Origin of the sequence: Tumidithrix helvetica PCC 7403 (assembly GCF_965232925.1) — a bacterium.
GTDB lineage: Bacteria > Cyanobacteriota > Cyanobacteriia > Pseudanabaenales > Pseudanabaenaceae > Tumidithrix > Tumidithrix helvetica.
The window spans coordinates 1-18,394 of record NZ_CBDDRA010000039.1; the positions used below are offsets into that span (position 1 = coordinate 1).

Annotated in this window: 19 protein-coding genes; 13 read left to right on the forward strand and 6 right to left on the reverse strand. The window is 45.2% G+C overall.

Translation table 11 applies throughout. From position 1 onward, the window contains the following. The first annotated feature begins 50 nt into the window (after nt 1-50). The 3 genes from ACP2WE_RS23680 (at nt 51) to ACP2WE_RS23690 (ending at nt 2,505) form a co-directional block, all read left to right on the forward strand. Nucleotides 51-734, forward strand: a complete 684-nt coding sequence (locus ACP2WE_RS23680; protein ID WP_503473948.1) for an Eco47II family restriction endonuclease — start codon at nt 51-53, stop codon at nt 732-734. Beyond that, entirely contained in the window at nt 706-2,037 is a 1,332-nt protein-coding gene (locus tag ACP2WE_RS23685; RefSeq protein WP_425217989.1) for a DNA cytosine methyltransferase, read from the forward strand. Before ACP2WE_RS23680 ends, ACP2WE_RS23685 begins: the two co-directional genes overlap by 29 nt. A 138-nt stretch (nt 2,038-2,175) precedes the next feature. Next, nucleotides 2,176-2,505 carry a DUF433 domain-containing protein gene (locus ACP2WE_RS23690; protein WP_425217990.1) on the forward strand — a complete coding sequence of 110 codons (330 nt, stop codon included), beginning with the start codon at nt 2,176-2,178 and terminating at the stop codon, nt 2,503-2,505. Between the two features lie 3 nt (nt 2,506-2,508). Here ACP2WE_RS23690 and ACP2WE_RS23695 read toward each other — a convergent pair whose 3' ends face one another. The 3 genes from ACP2WE_RS23695 to zwf all read right to left on the reverse strand — a co-directional run bounded on the left by ACP2WE_RS23695 (nt 2,509) and on the right by zwf (nt 5,632). Beyond that, complete coding sequence (locus ACP2WE_RS23695; RefSeq protein WP_425218019.1) at nt 2,509-2,730, reverse strand: DUF2442 domain-containing protein; 222 nt, start codon at nt 2,728-2,730, stop codon at nt 2,509-2,511. A gap of 100 nt (nt 2,731-2,830) precedes the next feature. Then, a complete protein-coding gene (opcA, locus tag ACP2WE_RS23700) occupies nt 2,831-3,955 on the reverse strand; it encodes a glucose-6-phosphate dehydrogenase assembly protein OpcA (protein WP_425217991.1) in 1,125 nt (374 codons plus the stop codon). A gap of 147 nt (nt 3,956-4,102) precedes the next feature. Continuing rightward, complete coding sequence (gene zwf / locus ACP2WE_RS23705; RefSeq protein ID WP_425217992.1) at nt 4,103-5,632, reverse strand: glucose-6-phosphate dehydrogenase; 1,530 nt, start codon at nt 5,630-5,632, stop codon at nt 4,103-4,105. Nucleotides 5,633-6,515: 883 nt separating this feature from the next. Between zwf and dnaN the strand changes: the two genes are divergently transcribed. From dnaN to ACP2WE_RS23725, 4 genes are all read left to right on the forward strand, one after another. Further along, a complete protein-coding gene (gene dnaN / locus ACP2WE_RS23710; protein ID WP_330482919.1) occupies nt 6,516-7,667 on the forward strand; it encodes a DNA polymerase III subunit beta in 1,152 nt (383 codons plus the stop codon). Between the two features lie 96 nt (nt 7,668-7,763). Further along, complete coding sequence (locus ACP2WE_RS23715; RefSeq protein ID WP_330482918.1) at nt 7,764-8,006, forward strand: AbrB/MazE/SpoVT family DNA-binding domain-containing protein; 243 nt, start codon at nt 7,764-7,766, stop codon at nt 8,004-8,006. After that, nucleotides 8,000-8,335 (forward strand): endoribonuclease MazF, encoded by a 336-nt coding sequence (mazF, locus tag ACP2WE_RS23720; protein ID WP_425217993.1) that lies wholly within the window; start codon nt 8,000-8,002, stop codon nt 8,333-8,335. Before ACP2WE_RS23715 ends, mazF begins: the two co-directional genes overlap by 7 nt. 233 nt (nt 8,336-8,568) lie before the next feature. Continuing rightward, the gene (locus tag ACP2WE_RS23725) at nt 8,569-10,599 is read left to right on the forward strand and encodes a DUF3769 domain-containing protein (RefSeq protein ID WP_425217994.1); all 2,031 of its coding nucleotides are present in this window, start codon (nt 8,569-8,571) and stop codon (nt 10,597-10,599) included. A gap of 31 nt (nt 10,600-10,630) precedes the next feature. Here ACP2WE_RS23725 and ACP2WE_RS23730 read toward each other — a convergent pair whose 3' ends face one another. After that, entirely contained in the window at nt 10,631-11,527 is an 897-nt protein-coding gene (locus tag ACP2WE_RS23730) for an alpha/beta fold hydrolase (protein WP_425217995.1), read from the reverse strand. 148 nt (nt 11,528-11,675) lie between these two features. Here ACP2WE_RS23730 and ACP2WE_RS23735 point away from each other — a divergent pair, with 148 nt between their 5' ends. Next, nucleotides 11,676-12,173, forward strand: a complete 498-nt coding sequence (locus tag ACP2WE_RS23735; RefSeq protein WP_425217996.1) for an HNH endonuclease — start codon at nt 11,676-11,678, stop codon at nt 12,171-12,173. Beyond that, nucleotides 12,170-12,457 carry a transposase family protein gene (locus ACP2WE_RS23740; protein ID WP_425217997.1) on the forward strand — a complete coding sequence of 96 codons (288 nt, stop codon included), beginning with the start codon at nt 12,170-12,172 and terminating at the stop codon, nt 12,455-12,457. The genes ACP2WE_RS23735 and ACP2WE_RS23740 overlap by 4 nt, the downstream gene beginning before the upstream one ends. On the opposite strand, the gene ACP2WE_RS23745 is transcribed toward ACP2WE_RS23740, so the two are convergent. Beyond that, complete coding sequence (locus ACP2WE_RS23745; RefSeq protein ID WP_425217998.1) at nt 12,439-12,603, reverse strand: hypothetical protein; 165 nt, start codon at nt 12,601-12,603, stop codon at nt 12,439-12,441. The two genes, ACP2WE_RS23740 and ACP2WE_RS23745, sit on opposite strands and share 19 nt — an antisense overlap. 291 nt (nt 12,604-12,894) lie before the next feature. Between ACP2WE_RS23745 and ACP2WE_RS23750 the strand changes: the two genes are divergently transcribed. The 3 genes from ACP2WE_RS23750 to ACP2WE_RS23760 all read left to right on the forward strand — a co-directional run bounded on the left by ACP2WE_RS23750 (nt 12,895) and on the right by ACP2WE_RS23760 (nt 14,272). Next, nucleotides 12,895-13,266 (forward strand): hypothetical protein, encoded by a 372-nt coding sequence (locus ACP2WE_RS23750; RefSeq protein ID WP_425217999.1) that lies wholly within the window; start codon nt 12,895-12,897, stop codon nt 13,264-13,266. Nucleotides 13,267-13,698: 432 nt separating this feature from the next. Further along, a complete protein-coding gene (locus ACP2WE_RS23755; protein WP_425218000.1) occupies nt 13,699-13,995 on the forward strand; it encodes a hypothetical protein in 297 nt (98 codons plus the stop codon). 4 nt (nt 13,996-13,999) lie between these two features. Beyond that, nucleotides 14,000-14,272 carry a hypothetical protein gene (locus tag ACP2WE_RS23760; RefSeq protein ID WP_425218001.1) on the forward strand — a complete coding sequence of 91 codons (273 nt, stop codon included), beginning with the start codon at nt 14,000-14,002 and terminating at the stop codon, nt 14,270-14,272. An 89-nt stretch (nt 14,273-14,361) separates the two neighbouring features. Here the strand turns inward: ACP2WE_RS23760 and ACP2WE_RS23765 are convergent, their stop codons facing one another. Then, nucleotides 14,362-14,943: a M23 family metallopeptidase gene (locus ACP2WE_RS23765; protein ID WP_425218002.1), complete on the reverse strand. Its 582-nt coding sequence runs from the start codon at nt 14,941-14,943 to the stop codon at nt 14,362-14,364. Between the two features lie 457 nt (nt 14,944-15,400). On the opposite strand from ACP2WE_RS23765, the gene ACP2WE_RS23770 reads away from it, so the two are divergent. Next, complete coding sequence (locus ACP2WE_RS23770; RefSeq protein ID WP_425218003.1) at nt 15,401-18,355, forward strand: peptidase domain-containing ABC transporter; 2,955 nt, start codon at nt 15,401-15,403, stop codon at nt 18,353-18,355. Nucleotides 18,356-18,394 lie beyond the last annotated feature (39 nt).

Here is an 18,394-nt window from a genome sequence, read left to right on the forward strand (position 1 = left end):
TGGTGCTCAATGGAACCGTCACAATGTTGCTCAAGTCTTGAAGCATCGTTGTGCTTACCTCAACGGTTATTTCTATGCCCCTAAGTATATTTGCTCAGTGCCTAATTGAGATGCTCCCATTGACGTTTGATGCAAAAGTGTATAGAAAGAGCATTAATTCTGTAATAGAGAATGAAGTCCTAAGGCAAATAGATAAATCCAACACAAATCACATTGGTTATTTCCATCAAAACATATTTCGATACATGGGTAATGGATGGGAAGTCCCAGCACAAGGCTATGACGTAGTTAATTCAAAACTTAATTATTTTGTTGAGATGAAGAATAAACACAACACGATGAATTCGTCATCTTCTCAAAAGACGTACATGAGGATGCAAAGTACCTTGCTATCTAATTCGGATGCAACATGTTTACTAGTAGAAGTCATTTCAAAAAAAAGTCAGAATGTTGTATGGAAAATGAGCTTAGATGGTCAAACTGTATCAAATGAAAAAATACGTCGCGTTTCTATTGACAAGTTTTATGAGTTCGTAACTGGTAATAGGTTTGCATTTAAAGAATTATGTGAAAAACTACCGTCGATCATCGAAGATATTCTAGAGAATAGCGATTTTGAAGCTGAGTCAAACTCTGTATTTAGTGAGCTAGCGGATATCGATCCTAATTTACTGAGAAGTATTTACTTACTTACTTTCAAAGAGTATGAAGGATTTAATGACTTTAATATTTAATAGAAAAACAATTTCAGCACAGTTACTAGCAGACATAGTTTCTGTGTCAAAAGCCACATTATTGAATTGGGAAAGAACTGGAAAACTAACTTCAGTTCAGAATCCAATTACCAATGCAAAAGAATATGAAATTTCTCAACTAATTCATTTTGAAGAGGTGAGAAACATGATCGGAACAAATTGGAATCAAGAGTTCAACGTACAAGCTCTAAGAAATTATTCATCGATTGAACTTTTTGCAGGTGCAGGCGGACTTGCCCTTGGCTTGGAAAAAGCTGGATTTAGTGCAGTTGCCTTAAATGAATTTGATAAAGATGCCTGTGATACGCTCCGATCTAATCGACCTCACTGGAATGTCATTCAAAATGATGTAAAAAATGTGGACTTTACTAGGTTCGCTGATATCGATCTTATTGCTGGTGGCTTTCCCTGTCAGGCATTTTCTTATGCAGGCGAAAAGCTAGGATTTGAAGATACTAGAGGAACATTATTTTTTGAATTTTCTAGAGCAATAAAAGAAGTAATGCCCAAAGTCTTTTTAGGTGAGAATGTAAGAGGTTTATTAAACCACGATAATGGAAAAACTTTATCCGTTATTACGTCAGTTATATCTGATTTAGGGTATACACTAATTGAACCACGGGTATTAAAGGCTCTTTTTTATCGCGTTCCTCAAAAAAGAGAACGTTTATTTCTTGTTGGGATTAGAAATGACTTAGTTAAGTTTGCAAAATTTAAGTGGCCATCACCATATCACAGAATACTTGTTTTAAAGGATGCTTTGAAAGCTGGTGAGCTATATGATACTGATGTACCAGAATCAGAAGGTCAATCTTATCCCAAAAGGAAGAAAGAGATTCTATCTTATGTCCCTCAAGGTGGGTACTGGAGGGACTTACCCAACGATCTCCAAAGAGAATACATGCAAGGTAGCTACTTCTTGGGAGGCGGTAAAACAGGGATGGCTCGTAGGCTTTCGTGGGATGAGCCAAGTTTGACGCTCACTTGTTCTCCTGCTCAAAAGCAAACAGAAAGATGCCACCCAGAAGAAACAAGACCGTTAACAATTAGAGAATATGCTAGGGTACAAACATTCCCAGATGAATGGCAGTTTTTAGGTTCCATAAGTAGCCAATATAAGCAAATTGGTAATGCGGTTCCTGTAAATCTAGCTCACGCAGTTGGAAGAATTGTCGTTACATTGTTAAACAGTATTGAGGAGAAAGTCGATCAAACTGGAAATTCTTTAATATCCTCTAATGAGTTATCTCAACCCAAACAATTGAGTTTATTAAACATATAACATGAAGTCATTTCAGGGTGTGTCAATAGAGAGCAATGCACCAATTTATTCCTCAATAGAAAAGTTATCATTGAGATCAGTACAAAATGAGTCAAGCAAAATTAGCCAGTTCTAGTAATCATTGAAGGAAATAAAATAATGAGCTTTGTTTTAGCGCGTGAAGTGCTTCCGCTAAGCGAAGATGAATCTGGAGCAGTTCGGATTGGCAAGTCAAGAGTTCTACTTGAGATTGTAATTCGAGCTTTTCAGGACGGAGCTTCTCCAGAGGCAATCACACAAAAGTACTCAACACTTTCACTGTCTGACGTTTATACCGTAATTGGTTACTACCTTCGACACCAAGAGCAAATAGAAGCTTACCTCGATCGCCGCGAGCAACTGGCAGAGTCCGTTCGTCAGCGATTGTCAAACATTCAACCAGACATGAGTTTGATTAGATCGAGACTTTTTGCTCAGCAAAGAAACTGATTCTCACTCATGGGGAGCAGGCAAACCTCGCAACATTCCCTCAGTGCTGAGATCTTCATCGATCTCTTCCCAGTGAATGCCATAACCACCGCCGCAAATCTTCCATTTCAAACGTTGTTCGGGTGTTGCTTTCAATAATCTTGGATACCATGTCAAAGGGACGATAATCGTTCGACCATCCATCAGATCGACAGCGATCGCTTTGCTGCCTATGAAAAAACTTATCCTAGGGAGCTAGAAATTCAGCGATTCTGCCAACTTCTAGCTCCTTTTTTGTTATCCCTTTGTCAAACAACAGGCTATATGGAGAACTCATACCATATCTTTACAAGCCCAAAATTTGAGCAGTCACCGTAAGACTTTCCTCGTAAAGCATATCGCGTCCCCAGCGTTGAAGCTGTTGCCCCATCAAGGTATCTGCGCTTTGGTCAGACAGAGGTGTCACCTGATGGATATGACAGGTTTGAGCACCACCTGAAGCCTCCATACGCATACAACCTGTGGACTCCGAGCAAAATACATTACAAGCATCTGCATTGAGATTGGTTGAGGTGAGTCGCAAACCAATCAAGTCTCCCACCACCTCCCCAGCATCAGCCGTAGGAATCGCCGCCAGTTCGGCCTCTACCTTCAAATCGTTCTTGCCCGTAAAGGTGATGCGTTGAATATCGTAGTCACCGCCTTCTTTAAATCTTGCAACGGGTTTCCAATCAAGGCGACTGGCAATCCAACCTAAAAACATGAGGGCTTGGGTACTATTACCTCGCTCGTAGTCAATCGTGATGCCATCCACATCCCAGATTGCCGCACGGCGATCGGGAGGGTCAAATGCCTGTGCCGTCAGCTCTTGCCATGGAGCCAAACGCTGCCAGTTGAGGTCAGCCACCTGCGCACCCGCATTAATCATGCTCTGCTTCTTCACCAGTCCCGCTTCTGAATCAGTAAATACGGCTGAGTCAAAAATTAGGCGATCGCTGAGGTTAACCAAGCGTTCAAACATTTTGGTATTCGGTGCAGGGCTATCTTTCCACCATAGAAATATAGGTAGGTCGGGAATAATTAAATCGGCAATCAGCGCATGGACGCGGTTGAACGCATCCTTTGTCCCTTGCAGCGTAATATATTCACCACAGACGAGCGAACTACGCGTTTTTTGAATCGGGCAATAGGCAGCAACTTGAGCTGTAATACCTTCGTCTTCGCCATGAATGGGAACCAGATCGATCACACGACAGGGGCTTTGAGAAGCGATCGCATCAATCGAAGCCATTCTCTCCATGGATGTCAATTCTTCTGGTTCGTATATCAAAAGGTTAAACGTGGTAGCGCGGGCGGCAGCGTTTTCACCATAGGCCTGCCAAATCTTGCTAAGTTCCAATTCCACTTGAGAAATCGAAACATCTTTAGGAGCCTGTAAAGATACGACTGGGGGTGATTGTGTGTTGGTCATAAGGATGAATCAGTTGTCGGTTATCGGTTATCAGTGATCGGAAGGCAGTTAGCGGTTAGCAATTAGCAGTGAATTGGAAAACTAAGGGACGTGACCTAAAGGAGCGGTAATCCTAATATCTTCTAAAGCCAATAGCTTTTAGCTAACTTACAGTCTTCTCCATTGCCGTCCATCGTTATTAATCAGAGCTTCGGACGCTGTCGGGCCCCAAGTGCCCGCTTCATACTGCGGTACAAGTAGCGGATCGCTAGGAGATTCCCAAACACTGAGCGCTGGGGTTACAACGCGCCAAGCAGCTTCCACCTCATCGCCACGCGTAAATAGGGTTTGATCGCCCAACATACAGTCTAACAAAAGCCGATCGTAAGCATCGGAGCCCTCAATTCCAAAGGTTTTGCCATAGCCAAAGTCCATTTCTACCGATCGCGATCGCAGGTCAGGTCCAGGCATCTTAGCTTCAAATCGCAACGCAATCCCCTCATTGGGTTGAATGCGTAGAGCCAAGACATTGGGACTCACTTGCTTGGCAGCAGATTGAAACAGCAGGTAAGGCACTTCGCGAAACTGAATTGCTATTTCACTGACTTTCTTGGGCATACGTTTACCCGTGCGTAAATAAAATGGAACGCCCTGCCAACGCCAGTTATCCACCAAAAATTTCATAGCTACATAGGTCGGAACCGTAGAGAGGGGGTTTACATTCGGTTCTTGACGATATCCAGGAATCTCTTTGCCTTTCATCCAACCCGAACTGTACTGCGCTCTGATGCTAGAGAAATCGAGATTGCGCGTATCCGCCAAGCGCGTCGCTTGAATTACTTTTACCTTTTCCGTGCGGAGCGAATCCGCATCCATGGCATTAGGAGGCTCCATCGCCGTCAGACAAAATAGCTGCATCAGGTGATTTTGCACCATGTCCCGCAATGCGCCTGAGTTCTCGTAATATCCCGCTCGATCCTCTACGCCCACAGTTTCAGCAACCGTTATTTGCACGTGATCGACAAATTGACGATTCCATAAAGGCTCAAAAATGGCATTGGCAAATCTCAGCACCAATAAATTTTGAACCGTCTCTTTGCCCAAGTAGTGATCGATACGATAGACCTGACGCTCATCACAGGCTTTTTGTACGGCACGGTTTAGCTCTTGACAAGAAGCAAGATCTCGTCCAAAGGGTTTCTCGATTACCAGTCGCGTTTTTACAGGGTCTTTGATCATGCCTGCTTCACCGAGCTTAGCGATCGCCTCTGGGAAAAAGTTAGGAGAGACAGCTAAATAGAAAACGCGATTGCCTCTCGTACCCCGCTCAGAGTCAATTTGAGTCAGGAGCCGATCGAGCTTAAAATAATCATCCAGGTTGCCCATATCCACAGGGCAGTAGTACAGTCCTTCGGCAAAGTTATCCCAGATTTCCTTTGCACCAATTCCACTAGAAAACTGCTCAACGCCCTCACGCATCTGCTCTCGAAAGAAGTCGTGGCTCCAAGGTCGTCTTGCTACACCTACAATTGTCAGTTCTGGCGGTAATCGTCGCTGCTGTTTTAGATGGTAAATGGCTGGTACCAGCTTACGCATCGTCAAATCGCCTGATGCCCCAAAGATTACTAAGATTAGCGGCTCAGGTGTCCTCTCTTGCTGTAAGCCAACTCGTAAAGGATTCTCTAATAGCTGAACCATAGGTGACTAGCCTGAATAGTGTTTATTTGGATAGATACAATCAGGATTCTAACTAAGTTCTCGCTAGACCCTTGGCTTTATCGCCTTTTTCTTTAGGTTTAAGCTGTTGCGTCTGAGGCTAAGAGTCGCCTTGTCAACTTTACAAGACAATTGACGATCTGATTATTTTCTGAGTTATCCCCAGGGGTTAGACCGTCTATAAATGTATTAGGGGGTATTAGGGGGATGTGAGGCAGGTATAGGGATACATAGGGGTACTGCCCCCTCCTAAAACTGAAAATCTCCTAAGACAACCACAGGGGCACGATCAAACCTGAAGATATGTAGTACTCCAAGCTCCTATACCGCAACCTTAAAAATTTGCAGGTAAAACACTTTTACATAAGATTACTTACGCTTTCGCATAGGTCTTTGACGTGCTAACCCAATGCCCCAAAAGTGTTAATTTTTTGTACAATTTTAAGTAAAGATTTATTACTATTCATAGTAAGTATGGATTAGCTTGTGGAAAACCTGTGGAAAACCCTGCTTTTTCTGTGGAAAACCCCACTTTTTCTGTGGAAAAAATAGGCTCTTCTGTGGAAAAGCTTTTATAGGTATTTATACCCTGTGGAAAAACCCCTTAGTTATCCACAGGGTTATCCACAGGCAAAAAACGGGGTTTAGTTGACTCTATATTGATCCCAGAAAGTTTTCCACAATTTCCACAGCCCCTACTACTACTACCAAGAGAATTTATAAAATTAGATCGGAATAATAGAGCGATGCAAAAAAAATGTAAAGCATTTAATCCCTAAAAAACCTGTAGTCACCTCAAAACAACAGTGTTAAGATTGGCTCCCACAGGTCAAATTTCTGTAAATTCACCACAAACCCTTTAGCCATGCGACTTGTCTGTTCACAAAGCCAACTTACCGCCAACCTTTCACTTGTTAGCCGTGCTGTCGCTTCACGCCCCACACACCCAGTACTAGGCAACATTCGGATTGATGCCGACCATAAGTCGCAGATGCTTGGCTTAATTGCCTTTGACCTCAACCTAGGGATTCAAGTTGGGTTTCCAGCCCAAGTAATCGAGGCTGGTTCGATTACCCTCCCAGCTAAGCTACTCAACGACATTGTGTCCCGCCTGCCCGATGAAGAGGTGACCTTGATGGTTGACCCAGGAAAGACAATGGCAATGATTACCTGTGGTTCTGGTCGCTATCAGTTGCACGGCTTGTCGGTTGAAGAATTTCCCGAACTGCCACAGATTGCTGAGGATGGCGAAACTGCATACCTACCCGTGCAATCGTTGATTGATGGTTTGAATGCTTCTCTGTTTGCGACTTCTAGCGACGAAACCAAGCGTGTCTTGACGGGGGTGCATGTTACCGCCAATGCCGATCGCTTAGAGTTTGCTGCCACCGATGGGCATCGCCTGTCCGTGATTCAAACCAAGTTTCTAGATGTCGATGATGTGCCCGTTGGTAGCGATATTAAAACCAATCTAGAGGTAACCATTCCTGCCAGAGCCTTGCGAGAACTAGAGCGGATTTTGAACCAACAGACTGAAGGGGCGATCGCGGTTCGATTTGACCAATCTCAGATGATTTTTCAGTGCGCCAATCAGGTGTTAACCTCGCGCTTGCTGGATGGGGGCTACCCCAACTATCGCCAACTTATCCCCACCCAGTTTGAGCGCCAAGTCACGGTAGAACGTAAAGCCTTAATCTCTGCCCTCGATCGGATTTCGGTGTTAGCCGACCAAAAAAACAACATCGTCAAAATCTCGATCAATGCCACAAGCCAAGAAATTGCCTTGTCGGTAGAAGCCCCCGATTTAGCCAATGGTAAAGAATCCCTCCCCGCTCAAGTTTCGGGGGACGACCTAGAAATTGCCTTTAACACCAAATATCTGATGGATGGTTTAAAGGCGTTACCTAGTAATGAAATTCAAATTCAACTCAACTCTGCGACGACACCTGTTGTCCTTGTACCCATTGGCGGTGTGAAAATGAGCTACCTGATCATGCCCGTACAAATTCGCAACTAATTCGGTTAGGAGTCACGAGCATCGTAGATCGTGACGAAGCTCTTTAAATTTGTGTATACTCTTTGTAGATACATTTAAGGGCGTTAAGATAGCATTATGACTGTACAAATTACAAAGTGGGGTAACAGCCTAGCAGTGCGTATTCCTAAAGCAGTTGCCGAGCTAGCTGAGATTCATGAAGGAACATACATGAGGTTTCAGGTAATTGATGGAGCGATCGTGCTTACACCAGAACCTCGCAAGCGATATTCCCTGAATGAATTACTGGAGGGTATGACTGAAGAGAACCTGCATGGTGAGATTTCTACAGGTGCAATTGTAGGGAATGAGGAATGGTGAGGCTATACATTCCAGATCGCGGTGATATTATTTGGTTGGATTTCAATCCGCAGGCAGGTAGAGAACAATCAGGTCATCGACCTGCTTTTGTTGTATCTCCCCAAGCATATAACAAGATTTCTCATCTGGCGATCGCTTGTCCTATCACGAGTAAAAGTAAGGGTTGGCGCTTTGAGGTGAAATTAGTTGGTTTGCAGACAAACGGTGTAATTTTAACCGACCAAATCAAAAGCTTAGATTTGCGTATGAGAAATTCCACCTTTATTGAAAGGGCAAGTGATGAAATTATTAGAGATGTACTGGCAAAAATCGAAGTTTTAGTGACTTAACCAGATTTATTCCCCAGATTTATTCCTATGTTATCCACAAAGCTTAAACAGTCCTCTAAACACATAAAATATTGCATAGATATTGCGGTAAAAGTGTTAAGGCAGACTCAACTCCACATCACACTTCTTTAAGAGCGTTCTGGTAACTTTTTGGCAATTAGTCCGTCAGGCTTTTAAATACTTGTGACTTCAAAAGGTTTTAAAAGCATAGACTTCGTTCTAGAATTGTTTATATGCCCTATCTTCCACCACCACCTGCACCGCCTTTGCATCAGGTCTCTTACGAAGATGTAAGGCAAATATCATCACCACAGCCGCTTCGACAGAAGGCGACAGATTTGCGGTTAGCATCTGTTTCACCCTCCGACTCATCTAAGATTCCGCCGCATGTATATGAAGAGTTGCAAGTTTTCATGCGATCGCTGCCTGCGATCGAGCTTAATCCTGACAACCTCATCGCTCAAAGGGGCATCTTAAAGCCCGGTGGGTTGCCTTTACCCAAACCTACTGATAAATTGCCACCACCCCCATTGCCCCCTAAAGGCGATCTGATTAGCGTCATAGCCGACAAGCAAGAATACAACATCAACACGCAGGTATTTGTTGCCACAGGCAATGTGATCGTTCGCTACAAACAGTCAGAGCTGAGAGCCGATCGCGTTCAAGTCAACGTAAATACCCAAGATGCCACAGCCGACGGCAATGTTTTTTTTACACGCGGCGATCAAAAATTGCGTGGCTCTCGCTTGGACTACAACTACAGAACGGTTAAGGGAGTTTTACTCAAGGCTTCAGGCTCAGTTAATCTCGGTACGCTCAATCGTGGGGATGCTGGTCGTTTGCCCTCCGATCAAGCCTCAGGTTCGGCAGTGGTAAATGTGCTTGGTTCGAACCAAGGTACCCAAGGAGATATTCGCCGCATTGGGTTTATTGCCGAGCGGATTATTTTAGAGAATGATACTTGGGTCGCTGAAAACCTCTCCGTTACCAACGATCCATTTACACCACCCGAACTGCAACTTGTTACCAGCAGGGCAACACTTACGCCAATTTCACCCACCCAAGATCGACTAGAGGCAGAATCTCCGACTCTGTTGTTTGATGGGGTGTTTTCGCTACCAGTTCCTGTAAATAGTGTCGTGCTCGATCGCTTTCAACGACCTGCCCCAGCCTTGTTTGGTTTCGATCGCCAAGATCGAGGTGGGCTGTTTTATCAGCAAAGCTTTAATGTGATCGCCCAGCCCGATGTCAGTTTAACGCTAGCGCCCCAACTGCTGATTCAAAAGGCTTTTAGCAGTCAACGTGGACTCTTAGTCTTTGATGCGATTGGGTTGGTGGCAAATTTGCAAACTAACCTAGGTGATGGGCAGTCCTTTGCGGCAACCGCAAGTTTGTCGGGTTTGGATGCTTCAGATTTAGGAAACCAACTGCGAGCCAATGCAAGGTATCAAGCCCAAGTCTTGGGAGATCACACCCTAGTGGCTCAGTATGCTTTTCGCGATCGCTTGTTTAATGGCTCGCTTGGTTTTCAGGATGTCAACAATTCGCTGAGTGTCAATCTGTTTTCTCCCGATCGCGTAATTGGAGATACGGGCATTGTGCTCAACTATCAAGTTGGGGCGCAACTCATTAGTGCTTTAAGAGGAGATCTTGAACCCAATACAGTTGATACCTTGGGGCGCGTACAAAGTGCCGCCGTACTGAGTCGATCGATTCCTCTGTTGCGTGGGACAGCCTTGCCTGAGGAACGAGATACGGGCTTAAAATATTCGGCTCGACCTGTCGTACCTGGCTTAGATGCCTATGTCAGTGTTTCAAGTGTTTATTCGCTCTACTCGAATGGCGCTAGTCAGGGGACTTTAACCGGCACGATTGGGCTATCGGCAGTAATTGGCAACTTCTCCAAAGAGTTCCTTGACTACACGGGGCTTAATTTCAGCTATAGTCAAGCGCTTGTCAGCGGTCAATCGCCTTTCTTTTTCGATCGCGTGGCAGATACCAAAGTCTTTACTTTAGGTTTTTTACAGCAGATCTATGGACCATTTCGGTTTGGGATTCAGCAAAGTTGGAACGTAGGCACGGGGCAGTTGTTTGACTCGGTTTATACCCTGCAATATGACCGTCGTACCTATGCTGTGATCGTGCGCTATAACCCCAATCAAGGTATAGGCGAATTTGTAATTCGGATTAGTGATTTTAACTGGACAGATACCCCTTCCTCTGGGGTTACACCCGTTCAAGGTGGCATCGAACGAGGAAGATAATAGGGGCTTGCAGGAGGTTAGAGAACCGATATTACGATGCGATCGCCGCGATCCAAGTCAAAATTTCTTGATTGACGCGTTCTGGGGCTTCGTCGTGGGCGCAATGCCCCATGCCGTCTAGATAGACTAAGTGGGCAAAATTGGAATATTGCACCAATCTAGCGCCTTCTGTGGGGGGGATGGCTTTATCTTGCGTGCCCCAAAGCATCAGTATGGGAATTTCTAACTCGGTGAGCGCTTGGGTTAAGCTTGGAGAATATCCTGGACGATTTAAGCTCTGCCCTAGTCTTACAAAGGCTTCGGCGGCTTGAGGGTCGCGGGCGGGTTTGGCAATGATTTCTACCAGTTCGTCATCAATATGGGTGCGATCGCGGTAGGCAATTTGACCCAACACAAATCGAATCACGGACGGTTGGCGAATAAGTTGAAAAATTGGCTTGGCAAAAATAGCCGAGACGAAAGCTTCTAAAGCACTTTTAATCGGGCGTACTGGCTTGGGAACCATTGCCTGTAGGGCTTCGATGTCGGGTAAGCTGATCGTGACGACGCCTTTGGCGATTTCGGGATGGGTATGGGCGGCGATCGTTGCCACCAAAGAGCCAATGGAGTTACCGACAAGAATTGTAGGGCGATTGATAAAGGTCTGCCAAAAATCAGCCACTTGTTCTACCCAAAGGTAAATGCTGTAGTCCGTGGGGGGCTTTTCGGAAGCACCAAATCCTACCAAATCAAGGGCATAGACGCTGTGATGCTGAGCTAAAGCGGGCATATTATTGCGCCAGTGATCGCCCGATGCACCAAACCCGTGGATCAAAAGAATCGGCACTGTGTGGGGGGTAAGGACTTCAGCCCGTTGAAATGTATATCGCGTCTGCCATCCCTGCCAGACCCAATCTCGATATCGTAAAGACCTAGCGACTGTTTGCAACTTTGTATCTCTGAGAATTTTTGAAGGGACTTATTTCAGTACGATAGCCTACCAAGCTACATAAAACGATACGAAAAGTAAACTTATTTGTGGATGATTTTGACTTCCTGTGCTAGCATCTTTTGAAAAGCCTGTTTGAGATTACGCAATGGCTAAGGTCTTGGTACTCAATGCTTCCTACGAGCCGCTAAACATTACTAGCTGGCAAAGGGCTGTGGTCTTATTAATTAAGGGTAAAGCAGAGCAAGTCGAGCACAATGGCAAAATGCTCTATCCAGACTTCCCCTTACCCACTGTGATTCGGCTGCTGCACTACATCACGCTTCCTTACAAAGAAGTGCCGCTAACCCGCCGCAATATTTTGCACCGCGATAACCATTCTTGCCAATACTGTAGTTATACAGGTGATGACCTTACCCTCGATCATGTTATCCCCAAGTCGCGCCGTGGTGGTGAAACATGGGACAACATCGTGACTGCCTGCGTGCGCTGTAATGTCAAGAAAGGCAATCGCACGCCCAAAGAAGCCTCCATGCCTTTACGTAAAGCTCCGCGCCGCCCTCATAGCGGCCTTTATTTTGAGGTAACGAAATATTTGCGCAGTGGCGGTCATCAAGAATGGCGTAAGTATTTGATTGGTTTGTGATTTCGATTTGTACGTCAGTTTGTAACTGTAAAGCTTTTGCAGACCTGCCTGACATACGGCGTACCGCAGGGCAACGTCATACACAAGCACTTTGTTTAGCCTTATTTACCCTAGCAGTTACGGCAGGGAATCGAGGATTTCTAGTGATCGGGGATTGGCTTAAATCCTATCACGATGATTTAGTTGTCCTATTTTCACCCCCTAAAGGACGTTTGCCGTCCTACAGTACGATTAGACGGACATTGCTGCGGTTGGATTATCGAGATTACTCGGGTTGTTTATAGAGTTCTTCAAGTAGAGCGGTTAGATCTGATTTTAGTTCTATTTGAATTAGAGCTTTTGCTACCTGTGCGCGATCGCTTGGTTGTAACTGCTGTAATGTAGCAATAAGTTGCTCTAGGGTTATCGGTAGTTGGATCACAGCTTTCAACAATATGTTCTCTTTTATTCTACATTACAAAAAATGCGCCCCTAAGATAACAATCGCCTCTCACTCCATCAACCAACGATCGCCAGACTCTTCCACAAACAAGCGATCGCCCTAAACTTCATCTCAGAACTAAGATCGATCCTAATCTCATAAAATAGCGATCGCCTAAACAATCGAGTAAAGTTGCTGAGCCTAGTCCTTAAAAGCCGTCTTGATGGGCAGGGGATTCGATGGAGCTATACTGTATTTAATCAATCAAAATTTAGTATTTTCTGCGAGGCTAGGGGCAATATGTCTGAGTCTATAACCTTAGAACTTCCCGAACCTTTGGTAAAAAAAGTTAAGGAAATTGCTGCACTCAATCGTCAGGGGATTGAAGAAATGCTAATTGAATGGATCGATCGCACTATTAATGAAATTCCCATAGATTCCTTGCCTAATGAACAGGTTCTTGCTCTTTGTAATCTGCAAATGCACGAACAGCAGCAAAGGATTTTTAGCGATTTACAAGCTCGACATAGTGAAGGATTACTTAATGCACAGGAAATTAAGAAGCTGAATGAGTTAATGAAGGTTTATCGTCATGGTTCGGTACGGAAAGCTAAAGCAATGCAGGTTGCGGTGATGCGTGGATTAATCCCTGCTTTGAATGCTCTCTCATGAGTCGTCCTTACATTTCGGTTGAGGTCGATCGCAAAGTTCGTAATCTTGTTAGGAACCAATAATGGCTTTGAGTCTTGATAGTGATTTTGATGCTCTGGAGGTTCGGAGTTATTGGGTACAAGCAGGTTGGCATCCGCCCAAAGACTGATGCCAAATCGCTACTCACTTCACCAACCAACGATCGCTCCCTAATCCCAAATCAAATCTCAATGAGTATATCGCCCCTCAAGTTCTAAACTCAAAGAGCGATCGCCTCTCAAAGTCCAAACAAACCAAAGATCGTACCAATTTCAATCCCAACAGCATCGATCCTCACCTCAAATTCTAAAAGTGATCGCCTATCGTAAAACAGCGATCGCCCATCAATCTCAAGGCAATTGAAGGTACTGTAAAATGGGCAATATAGGTTGAGTTAATAATCGGAGATATACGATGACTGTACAACGGTGGAATGATGAAATGCTTGATGAATTGGCATCAAGTGTGACTGAGTTGAGAGAAGGTGTGACTGAGTTGAGAGAAAGTGTGACTGAGTTGAGAGAAAGTGTGACTGAGGTCAAGGATGGCATAGACGGTTTGAGAATAACTGCTCAAGCCTTATTGCAGGTGGCTGCTCAGAGTCAACGAGATATGGAATTAATAAAGGAAAGACAGGCTGAAAGCGATCAAAGATTTAACATTTTACTTGAGGAAGTTCGCTATTTAGTTCGAGGCAATCATGGGGTGTAAAAAGTTGTCAGCAATCGTCACTCAAGTTCTAAACTCAATGAGCGATCGCCCCTTCACTCCCACAAACCAACGATCGCCCCTTCATCCCACAAACCAGCGATCGCCCCTCACCTCATCAATGAGCGATCGCCCCTTCACTCCCATCAACCAGCGATCGCTTCCTCGTCCCAAGTCAAACCTCAAAAAGCCGATAGCCCCTCAAATTCTAAACTCAAAGAGCGATCGCCTTTTACCCTATATCTTTGGATCAGATGAAGTCTCTAGTTCTAGAAGTTAGATCCCCGACTTTTTTGGTAAACTTGTAGATGTTTTTCCTTCAAGCAAAAAAAGTCGGGGATCTGAACACTGACTCAAAATGGAACTTACTTATTTATAAAGTTTGACCAATCCCTTTCTTACTGCGTCTTGAAAAACATCTGAGACAGAAAGTCTACCACTATTTGCGGGAGCTTTAGGCGCTTTACGATTGGACATGTCAACAGTTACTCTACCTTCATGAACTTCTACATGAGTGTGCGCTCCGTAGGATAAGCCTGTGTCACCTTCTACTCCAATTTGAGAGCCAGCTTCAATAGTTTTGCCTTTAAGGGTTTCATCAATAGATCCCTCGGAAAAGTGCCAGTAGATAAAGGTTTTGTTCAAGTCCTTGTTATAGATTGCGATCGTTCCATTGTAAGCCCACGATGAGAATGGTTTATTGCCATCCTTATCAGGCTCTATTGTTTTACCATTTCTCGCCTCTATCACTTCACCACCAACTAGAGCATACACCTTGCTATCATCATTATCTGAAGAATCAAATGCTGACGTTCCATCATGATCTGTCCGTTCAATACTATTCCTAGTTTTATCTTGATACAGTGTATTGAGGTAATCAGTAGCACTATATTTGTAATCAGGAATTACTGGAAGAGAATTAATTGCACTACCGCTTATTAAGCGTGGCATTTCAGTATTATTTTTCCAGCCAATGCTACTTGTAGAAGTAAAGTACTCGCCAATAGCGAATTTAGCAGCAGCAAAAGTACCATCACCATGCCTTTTGAAGTCTCAACTGTTCCTGTCCCAGTGCATCCCCTAAACTAAAAATGTCAACACCAGTATTTACGCTAGGAATTGCATTGGCATTCAGGTTTTCAGACATGATTGGTTTCCCCCTCAGATTTCAATTTTTAAGTTTGTGAATTTCGTTTTTTCCACCCTTAACTAAACAATACCCAGTTGATCCGTGAGGATTACACTTGAATATGTCGGAAAAGTTACTAAAAAGTTATATTGCGATCGAGATTGAGAAATTTTTTTGTATTTGCCGCAGTACCGCTATAATCTCGCCTAAAACAAGTTTTTGCCTTAAATTTCAATTTGACCTCGATCTCAATGCCCTAACTTATCGCGTTAATTTTGCATGACTACCAACACCGATGCTATTCAGGACTTTCTCGATCGCATCCCAGCGTTTCAGAACCTCGATCGCGTTGTTTTGAGAGAACTGAGGGAACGCTTACAGCCGCTACGCTATCGCATGGGTCAGGTGATCTTACGTCGCGAAACCATGCCAGCTCAGGTTCTGTTTTTATGGGAAGGTCAGGCAAGACTCATAGCACAAGTACCCAAAACCACATTCCCGACGACCCTAGAAATTCTCAAGCCCGGGGCGGCGATCGGCTGGGCGAGCTTGATCCGTAATGTGCCCTGCGAAACCGCGATCGCTTCGATTGAAAGCACTTGTTTAGCCTTAGACGCCAATGATTTCCTGCAATTTTGCGATCGCGATCCAGCCTTTAAGGCAGCTTTTAACAACCAAGTTTCTGCTTCTGAGGTCTTCGATCTCTTGGCATTAGAAATGGATCGACGCGCCCAAGCGCCTAGCAATTTTCCCCAACTTGCCCGCGAGGCGCTGCAAGATGCGACCGCGATTACTTTCTCATCGGGTAGAAACACCTTTACGAAACTCGATCCAGATTTTATTTGGCTCGTCAGTGGCGGACAAAATCTTACGCTTCCCGTTGGAACCAAACTCCATGCCAAAAATGATTTCATCGATATCGCGCTTGGAGGTTCGCTGCGCTTAATCGGTTTGCGCGATACCTTTGTTGCCACTGTGGAGGTCGTAGAAGACTTACCGCCACTCCCCACCGCACTCGATATTCCCTACGCGCCCGACCTGCCCACTGTTGCCAATCGGGGCGGAGGCGATCGCCAAGCCCAAGATTATCCCCATATTCAAGGTAGAGGCCCTGTCGATGCTTCGGCGGCCTGCTTTGAGATGCTGGCAAAGTACTGGCACATGCCCTTTAATCGCCATGCGATCAAACGCGCGATCGCCAATCAATACGAGCGCTCTGGCAAAATCTCTTTACAACTATGTGGCACGATCGCCGAACTGATGGGCTTGAACGGACAGTTGGTGGCAATTCCTGCCAGTGCCATTAGCCAAGTTCCTACGCCTGCCCTGTTGTCTTGGCATGATACCTTTGCAGTGCTCTATACAACTAGCGATCGCGAACAGGTCTTAGGCATTCCCGAGCAGGGGATTGTCGTGAAGAAAACGGCTCAGTTTGCCGATCTTTGGGGAGAGTCAGGACAAATTCTATTACTCCAGCCCACCAAGGACACCCCAAAACAGAAATTCGGAATATCTTGGTTCTTGCCTTCGCTCAAACGCTATCGCAATCCTTTACTTACGGTTCTGTTTGCCTCTTTCTTTGTGCAACTGTTGGGTTTGGCAAATCCACTGATCACGCAGGTGATTATTGACAAAGTGATTATCCAAAATGCACCCGCTACGCTCAACACCTTGGGCGTACTCTTGCTAACGGTGGCTGTGTTTGAAGCTGTGATTAGTGCCCTGCGCACCTATCTATTTGTGAATACCACCAATCGCATCGATTTAACCTTGGGCTCAGAAACCATCGATCACTTAGTTAGACTGCCTTTGCGCTATTTCGAGAAACGTTCTGTAGGAGAACTCTCTAGCCGCATTGGAGAACTTGAGAATATTCGTCAGTTCCTCACGGGTACGGCACTTACGGTCGTTCTTGACGCTGTCTTCTCCGTTGTCTATATCGTTGTGATGATCTGTTATAGCTGGCTCTTAACATTGGTAGCTTTGGGAACCGTGCCAATTTTTGGGCTGCTTACCTTTATCGTTGCACCGATCGTGCGATCGCAACTTCGCAGTAAAGCAGAACGCAATGCCGCTACGCAGTCCTATCTGGTCGAAGTGGTTTCGGGGATTCAAACGGTTAAAGCCCAAAGTATCGAACTACAATCGCGCTGGGAATGGCAACGTCGCTATGCACGCTACATTTCCGATGGATTTAAAACGGTGGTCACTTCCACGACAGCGGGTTCGATGAATCAGTTCTTAAATCAGTTCTCTAACCTGTTGTTGTTATGGGTCGGTGCGTTTCTGGTGCTAGATAATAAGCTCTCATTGGGACAGCTCATCGCTTTCCGCATCATTGCGGGCTATACGACTTCCCCTCTGCTGCGCTTGATTCAACTCTGGCAAAACTTTCAAGAGACCGCACTCTCGCTCGAACGACTCAGCGATATTATCAACCATCCCCAAGAACAGGAAGAAGCGGGTCGTCGCAATATTCCCATGCCTGCAATTCAAGGAGCTGTGCGTTATGAGAGTGTGAACTTCCGCTTCAATCCTAATGGCAACTTGCAGCTCAATAATGTCAACCTAGAAATTCCTGCGGGCAAGTTTGTCGGTGTGGTCGGAACCAGCGGCGCAGGTAAGAGCACGCTCACGAAGTTATTATCGCGGCTCTATGACCCCGAGGCAGGCAGGATTCTGATCGATGAATATGACATTGGTAAGGTCGAACTTTACTCTTTGCGCCGCCAGATTGGCGTGGTCTTACAGGATACCTTGCTGTTTGATGGCACGGTGCAGCAAAACATTGCCTTGACCAATCCCGATGCCACCCCCGAAGAAATCATTGCAGCAGCGCGAACTGCTTGCGCCCACGATTTCATCATGCAACTGCCTCAAGGTTACGAATCGAGGGTAGGAGAACGCGGCTCTTCGCTTTCGGGCGGACAAAGACAGCGAATTGCGATCGCGCGGACAGTCTTGCAAAAGCCGCAGCTACTCATTCTTGATGAAGCTACAAGTGCTCTGGATTACAATACCGAACGCCAAGTCTGCTTAAATTTGGCGGATGAGTTTCGAGGACGCACGGTTTTCTTTATTACCCACCGTCTAGCCACGATTCATAGTGCGGACTCGATTGTGGTAATGGATAGCGGACGCATTGCCGAGCAAGGAACCCACCAAGAACTGATGGCTATGCAGGAACGCTATTACTGCTTATACCGCCAACAGGAGGCAGCAGGGGAATCGTAAACTAGGCTTCATTCAAGGCTCCATTCAAAGCTCAGTGAT

Excerpts from the sequence above, each read along its gene's own strand:
- ACP2WE_RS23685 (WP_425217989.1), top strand. The coding sequence starts at position 706 with ATGAAGGATTTAATGACTTTAATATTTAATAGAAAAACAATTTCAGCA.
- dnaN (WP_330482919.1), top strand. The coding sequence starts at position 6,516 with ATGCGACTTGTCTGTTCACAAAGCCAACTTACCGCCAACCTTTCACTT.
- ACP2WE_RS23735 (WP_425217996.1), top strand. The coding sequence starts at position 11,676 with ATGGCTAAGGTCTTGGTACTCAATGCTTCCTACGAGCCGCTAAACATT.
- ACP2WE_RS23770 (WP_425218003.1), top strand. The coding sequence starts at position 15,401 with ATGACTACCAACACCGATGCTATTCAGGACTTTCTCGATCGCATCCCA.
- zwf (WP_425217992.1), bottom strand. The coding sequence starts at position 5,632 with ATGGTTCAGCTATTAGAGAATCCTTTACGAGTTGGCTTACAGCAAGAG.
- ACP2WE_RS23750 (WP_425217999.1), top strand. The coding sequence starts at position 12,895 with ATGTCTGAGTCTATAACCTTAGAACTTCCCGAACCTTTGGTAAAAAAA.
- ACP2WE_RS23765 (WP_425218002.1), bottom strand. The coding sequence starts at position 14,943 with ATGCCACGCTTAATAAGCGGTAGTGCAATTAATTCTCTTCCAGTAATT.
- mazF (WP_425217993.1), top strand. The coding sequence starts at position 8,000 with ATGGTGAGGCTATACATTCCAGATCGCGGTGATATTATTTGGTTGGAT.
- ACP2WE_RS23725 (WP_425217994.1), top strand. The coding sequence starts at position 8,569 with ATGCCCTATCTTCCACCACCACCTGCACCGCCTTTGCATCAGGTCTCT.
- opcA (WP_425217991.1), bottom strand. The coding sequence starts at position 3,955 with ATGACCAACACACAATCACCCCCAGTCGTATCTTTACAGGCTCCTAAA.
- ACP2WE_RS23755 (WP_425218000.1), top strand. The coding sequence starts at position 13,699 with ATGACTGTACAACGGTGGAATGATGAAATGCTTGATGAATTGGCATCA.
- ACP2WE_RS23715 (WP_330482918.1), top strand. The coding sequence starts at position 7,764 with ATGACTGTACAAATTACAAAGTGGGGTAACAGCCTAGCAGTGCGTATT.
- ACP2WE_RS23690 (WP_425217990.1), top strand. The coding sequence starts at position 2,176 with ATGAGCTTTGTTTTAGCGCGTGAAGTGCTTCCGCTAAGCGAAGATGAA.